At 38.8% G+C, this 6,154-nt stretch carries 7 protein-coding genes; 2 read left to right on the top strand and 5 right to left on the bottom strand.

What is annotated here, in order from left to right:
- Positions 1-324: 324 nt before the first annotated feature.
- Complete coding sequence (locus DOT_RS19040; RefSeq protein ID WP_009622283.1) at positions 325-720, bottom strand: YueI family protein; 396 nt, start codon at positions 718-720, stop codon at positions 325-327.
- A gap of 321 nt (positions 721-1,041) precedes the next feature.
- Between DOT_RS19040 and DOT_RS19045 the strand changes: the two genes are divergently transcribed.
- Together DOT_RS19045 and DOT_RS19050 are read left to right on the top strand one after the other, a co-directional pair.
- The gene (locus tag DOT_RS19045; RefSeq protein WP_009622285.1) at positions 1,042-1,914 is read left to right on the top strand and encodes an MBL fold metallo-hydrolase; all 873 of its coding nucleotides are present in this window, start codon (positions 1,042-1,044) and stop codon (positions 1,912-1,914) included.
- 765 nt (positions 1,915-2,679) lie between these two features.
- Positions 2,680-3,834, top strand: a complete 1,155-nt coding sequence (locus tag DOT_RS19050; RefSeq protein ID WP_009622287.1) for a glycosyltransferase family 1 protein — start codon at positions 2,680-2,682, stop codon at positions 3,832-3,834.
- An 83-nt stretch (positions 3,835-3,917) separates the two neighbouring features.
- Here DOT_RS19050 and DOT_RS19055 read toward each other — a convergent pair whose 3' ends face one another.
- The 4 genes from DOT_RS19055 to DOT_RS30670 form a co-directional block, all read right to left on the bottom strand.
- On the bottom strand, positions 3,918-4,484 hold the full coding sequence (locus DOT_RS19055) for a class I SAM-dependent methyltransferase (RefSeq protein WP_040412912.1): 567 nt from the start codon (positions 4,482-4,484) through the stop codon (positions 3,918-3,920).
- 122 nt (positions 4,485-4,606) lie between these two features.
- Positions 4,607-5,059, bottom strand: coding sequence for a DinB family protein (locus DOT_RS19060; protein WP_009622291.1), 453 nt, complete (start codon positions 5,057-5,059; stop codon positions 4,607-4,609).
- A gap of 268 nt (positions 5,060-5,327) precedes the next feature.
- Positions 5,328-5,576, bottom strand: coding sequence for a DUF296 domain-containing protein (locus tag DOT_RS31980; protein WP_242833870.1), 249 nt, complete (start codon positions 5,574-5,576; stop codon positions 5,328-5,330).
- 138 nt (positions 5,577-5,714) lie between these two features.
- Positions 5,715-5,888, bottom strand: a complete 174-nt coding sequence (locus DOT_RS30670; protein ID WP_009622297.1) for a hypothetical protein — start codon at positions 5,886-5,888, stop codon at positions 5,715-5,717.
- Positions 5,889-6,154: the final 266 nt, after the last annotated feature.

The raw sequence follows: 6,154 nt of genomic DNA on the forward strand, positions 1-6,154 counted from the left end.
ATGACTTTTCATTAGCCACTTGGGCCGGATCTATATCTTAGCATTTTCAACTTGCGTTGTCAACCACTAATTTGCCTGATCCAGATTGACTAGCTCGAGGTTTCAGCCCCTAACTTTGTCAATCGTTGTGCGTCTTTGTGGCGCTCAGTTATAATACCATTTTCAATATGTACTGTCAACATTTATTTTCTTGTTTTCTTTCCTATTTCTTTATCTTTATCTTTTACTTCGAGTTACCACCGGAGAAGAGCTATTAGTATATTATTACGTGTAATCATGAAGAGTCATAAGGTGAAAATCGAACTAGCACTGCCTAGTGCTTGGCTAGATATCAATGTTTGTAATATCAATCGCTTGGTCACTAATGACAGCCAGTCCTGTGTCCCCTTTTAGTTCGGAATTATGAATTATGGTGAATGGTTTGCCCACTTCTTTGGCCAATTTAATATATTTATCTGTAAATTTATAACTTAGGTCGCCATTAATTAGCATTTTGATGGTCCTCTTGTCCTTAAGAGCTTCTTTAATTTCCGGGAAAATTGAAGGGTTAGCAACTTGCTTTTTTGATAGTTTGCGAATAACTCGTTCCCTCAATTCCCCTAGATAAAGCATTCTTTCTTCTTTTTTAAGCTCTGGTACTCTCCCGCCTAAGCTGAGGGCTTGTTCAAGCCTGCTTTTTGGGCTCAATGTCCCGATTTCATTAGCTCTATCCGTAGTCATATGATTTTCCCCTCTTGAATTATTTGGTTATCCTGAATTATGGTTTACGTATCTTCAATATTTGATACCTTAAAGGTTTGATACCGTACAACAATGTCTAAATAAATGTATATTTTTTGGTTAACTTAATTTCTCACCCTGAATGTCGCATCTACGTGCAGGATTTCGATATTTAATCACAGAATACATTGTTAAACTAAAAAACTGAAGTGATATCCTTTAAGAATCAGGGCAATTTAATAAATACAGAGTTAACTCGCCAACCTATAAAACTATAACCCAAAGATAATTTATTGGCCTGGGGCTATCGAGGCTCCGGGCTTGACTGGAGGTATAAGCGTTATTGATAAAGTATTCGCTGAACAAACTAAACTAATTAAGCCCAACTTTTCTCCTTCCCCTAAAAAATGGTCAAGCAATGAAGTTACGATAGCTTGGCTCGGGCACGCCAGTTTTTTAATTAATTTCTTTGGTACAAGAATTATCATTGATCCAGCTTTAACCTCAAATATCGGTATTACTCCTATAGGTAACTTTACTATAGGACCTACCCGTTATGTAGCATCAGCTTTGAAGAGCGACGAAGTTGGCCCGATCGATTTGTTACTTGTATCGCACGCTCATACAGACCACTTTGATTATCCCACATTACGCAAGCTACAATCATCTAACACCTTTGCTGTTACTGCCAAAAATACACTTCCCTTATGGAAAGGCATGAACTATCAATCGATTGATGAACTTCACTGGCAAAATAGCAAGTCTTTTGCCGGTGTCAATGTCAAAGCGATCGAAGGCAAACACTGGGGAGCCCGAATACCATGGAAAAAAGGCATGGAAGCGAATAGTTACCTCTTATCTAAAAACGGCATAAATCTTTTTTTTGGTGCAGATACAGGCTACACGGAATTATTCAGACAACAACTGGACGGGACGCCTATAGACGTAGCCATTATGGGTATTGGCGCCTACTCTCCAAAATCCTTTGAAGCTAGACACGCTACTCCGGAACAGGCTTGGAAAATGGCCGAGGAAATCTCGGCAAAATGGGTTATACCCATGCATTGGGGATCGTTCAAACTCTCCAAAGAGCCTATGGAAGAACCTATAGCTCGTTTCCGCCAAGCAGCATCCGGTCAAATGGAAAAGGTAGTTATTCAAGAAACAGGAGTTACTTGGATACTCCCTCGTTAATAATCGCAGCTTAGAATCGTGTCCACTCCACTTGCGCGATCTGCTCGATGCAAACATCGCTCACCAAAAGCCTTACTATCGCCAAATAAGTACCCTCTCGCATTAAATCAATGTGGGAGGGTACTTATTGCATTCTAGAACAAAACAACTATATTAAACTACGCTCTCACTTGGATTAGTGCTCCTGACTTCCAGAGCAAAAAAACAAAAAGATAAATTACCACAATAATTAACTGGTCATTTACACAGCTATAAAACCTACTTTACACTAATCCTTTATACTGGATTCAGTAATCAAATTTTTCTAAGGAAGTGAAAGTGGTGAATATTGTAATGCATCTGGGATTGTCCCAATCAATCCGAAATGCTGTAGAAAACGAATTAAAGATTAAAATGAACGCTTTCAGCTTCATGTATGGAAATATCAAACCGGATTTAAAATCTTCTTCTGTTAGAATCCCTCACTTTAAACACACAGATCACATTTGCTCATGAATTCCAACTCTTAGGCTACTTTCAGCAATGCCAAAAAGTTGTAAAAACGTCGAAATTATATCCTGCCAACCGAGATCATGTCCTCTTCAAACAAGGTTATCACTTATATTGAGGAAGCATATAATCGGTATTTGAAAAAAATTAAGAGATAACCTTGCATTTTTGAATTGGATACAGCCTATGCTCACAAATTTCTATTTTAGTATGTGTTTCAATCCTAGCCATGTGTCTATACAATGAGTTAAAGATTGCTATATAGGGGGTATTAATATGAGGATAGCCTATTTTACCGATACCTACCTCCCCCAAATAAATGGAGTTAGCAATACCCTGAGTAAGTTAGGTGACTATCTCAACGACCAAGCGATTAAGCATATGTTTTTTGCTCCTCATTTTAACGAGGAACTTGTAAGCACTGATAGGTCACCAGTTGCCAGGTTTAAAAGTGTTAGTCTACCGTTCTATCCCGAGTGCCGACTTGCCATACCTTCCTATGCAAATTTGTGCCGCATAGCCGACAAATTCAAGCCTGATATTATTCATCTTACTGACCCTTTGGGAATAGGCCTAGCCGGCTTAAAATATGGGAGAGACAGAGGAATCCCGATAGTCTCGTCCTTCCATACTAATTTTGATGTATATCTCAAGTATTACAACCTGGAGTACCTAGAGGGAATAGTCTGGGGGATTTTCAAATGGTTCCATGGATTTAGCGAAATCAATTTCTGCCCTTCTCTCGATACCTGGAAAGTCCTAGAAAGTAAAGGAATACAGAACCTGCGCATCTGGTCAAGGGGCGTTGATACGACCATTTTCAACCCGAACTATAAAAACATGAACATCCGGTACTGCCAGAATGCTGAAGATAAGATTATCTTTCTATATGTTGGCAGGCTGGCCGCCGAAAAAGACCTTGATATCTTATTGGAAAGCATAACAATAGTTAACTCCAGTCATGCTGATAAGGTTCAATTTGTTTTTGTTGGTGACGGTCCTTATGCCAAACAAATGAAAGAACGTTCTTTCGATAACGTAGTATTTACAGGGTACTTAAAAGGGCAGGAATTATCTGCTATGTATGCGTCCAGTGACGTGTTTGTCTTCCCATCCAGCACCGAAACCTTCGGTAATGTCGTGCTGGAAGCTATGGCTTCGGGATTACCGGTGATCGCTGTGAATTCGGGGGGCGTTAAAGACAATGTAATCAATAATTACAATAGTTTGATATGCCCTCCCCGCGCTGCCACAAGCTTGGCCGAGGCGATCATTAGGCTAGCTGAAGACAAACTATTTATTAAAGCACTGGCTGCCAACGCCCGAGAACATGCAGAGACAAAATCCTGGACCAACATATTTGATCAATTGGTTAGTGATTATAGCTCAGTCCTAGAAAAAGATCAAACTAAACTGTCACAAACAGCTTAAGGGGGAATTGTGATGGTTTTAATACAAAGGCATTGGCATGGCCGATAGTATATATAGAGACATCGAAGTTCCTCTGAAAAACATTATTTAGGACAAATTTTTTCAATACAAATAAGTTCGGGCGGGTTATTAATCTGATTTGTAAAGCAAATATTTGCTACATTATATTCTTTTTGGTTTAATTTTGTTGTGAAACTTTCTAAAGCTTCTTTTTCTTTTTTCCCATTTTCATGTCCTGGATATACTATAAGTAATATAATTCCATTCGGCTCGAGTATATCTAAACATTTCTGAACAGCTGCAATGGTAGTTCCCTTTTTTGTAGTGATTTCATGATTCCCTTTAGGTAGATATCCCAGATTAAACATCACTAATTTGACATTTTCTTTTATATAGTTATCAATATTTTGGTGACCATCAAGGATTATTTCAGCGCTTTCAATAAAATTCAGTTCCTCGAGCTTCTTTCTTGTATTCTTAATAGCATCTTCTTGAATATCAAAACCATATACCTTGCCCTTTTGGCCAACTAAACGGCATAAAAATGCAGTATCATTTCCATTTCCCATAGTGCAATCAACTGCTGTATCACCACTTATCAATTTTGCTTGGCATATTCTTTTTGCTATCTCAACAACATTAATAAAAATATTCTTCCTAGCATCAAATTCACTTTTCGTAGAGAATTCGATGCTAGAAATTGAATCTGAACTCACTAAACCACTTCCTTATCTTTGATAAATCCAGTAATAATTCTCAATAGAACGGCCTCTTAAAGATTAGATGTATCAACGATTTGAATTAGGTGATGATCCATATGCCTTAAGTAATCTTCAATTAGCTCGGCTAGCGTCATAGATTTATTATCGCCGATATCACACAGATATAAAAATTTTTCCTCAGGGATCTTTGAAATGACTCTAACGATATGTTTATTCAGAGTAGTCCAAAAACCTACAATTTCAGAAGTTGGTATACTTTGATAATCTTGAATCGAAACCCAGTTGTTTTGATTATAAGGCACGACTATATACGGTTGCTTTTCAGACTGGATTGTGATAAACCGATACAGGTTATTGGTAGCAGAATCGCATAGATGCCCCAGAGTTTCTTTTTTCGACCACCTGTTTAATAGCTGTGTTGAAAATTCCGGTTCCGAAAACTGTTTAACTCTGATTGGAAGCGCCTCGATTAGATAATTTAGCCTTTCGATAATTTTCTTCATTACCTCACTCCTAGCTATGTTAATATATAAGAAACCATTATCATAAGTTTTCCAGTCCCTTCGACAGAGGTCGACAGTCGACATTGGTGCCAAACCAATCCTATTTACAATTCTAATAGTTCAAAACCAGTATTTGGGTCAACTTTTCTCCGTGCCGATGAATTCTTTAGTTCAAAAATAATAACTTCGCCGATATGCCAAATTGTGACACACTCCCTTGTACAGCCTGTAACTGTGTCTTTTATTACGCCCAAAAGCAGCCCAATACCTACCGCTCGCTTGTTCCCAACAGTTCTGTAACCATCGCGCGCGGCTTCTTAGCAGTGCCATCCTCCTGCCCTACCACAACCTTACTGTTTGTGTCAACACCGCGAAGAAAGTGCAAAATTGCAGAGTCAATTTGGTGATCCTTGGCAAATTTCTCAATGGTATCTGGTACTTTATCGCCATGTTCTAGTCTTAAGATGAAAATTCTACCCAAGTTTGCTTCTGAATACTTCATTATTCTCTTATCCACTAGATATTTCTTCCTACAATTCAACATCAGTAGATTATTTCCTTCCAAAACATTTGAAATAACCCCAAGTAAAACACTGCAACACAGAGTCCCTACCACGGACTTGATGACAGTATTGAGCGCCAGAAGATTCTCTGTTCAGCAATACCTGAGACCAATACAATTAGTTCGAATTCCTCCTAATTTGTCACCCTTAATAGCAACAATGTCAGTCATTACCCAGTTATAAGCATTCCTACAGCCAGTGCCACCCTCGCACTGAATTCCAGCCCATTGTGCTGTTGTATTATAGCGATAAAGAACAACAACCATCTTAGTTCACCTCCTTCGACTATTCAAATAGAACGTTCCCGAAACAAAAAGCAGCCAACTTCTGTCAACTGCTTTGATTTGGAAAAAGTATCACAAATTTATAGCCTGGGTACAAGAAGTGGAGTCGTAATGACGTTTAATCGCTACAAGTCCCATAGCTCCACGGACAATGAGCCCTGTCATCACCTTCCAGCATTGCAGTTGCTGTCGCCCTTGGCCATGCGCAGTAGTTCCATTGTCTAGCCCCCTGGCTAAGGTTACTACCC

It is taken from the genome of Desulfosporosinus sp. OT (genome assembly GCF_000224515.1).
Lineage (GTDB): Bacteria > Bacillota > Desulfitobacteriia > Desulfitobacteriales > Desulfitobacteriaceae > Desulfosporosinus.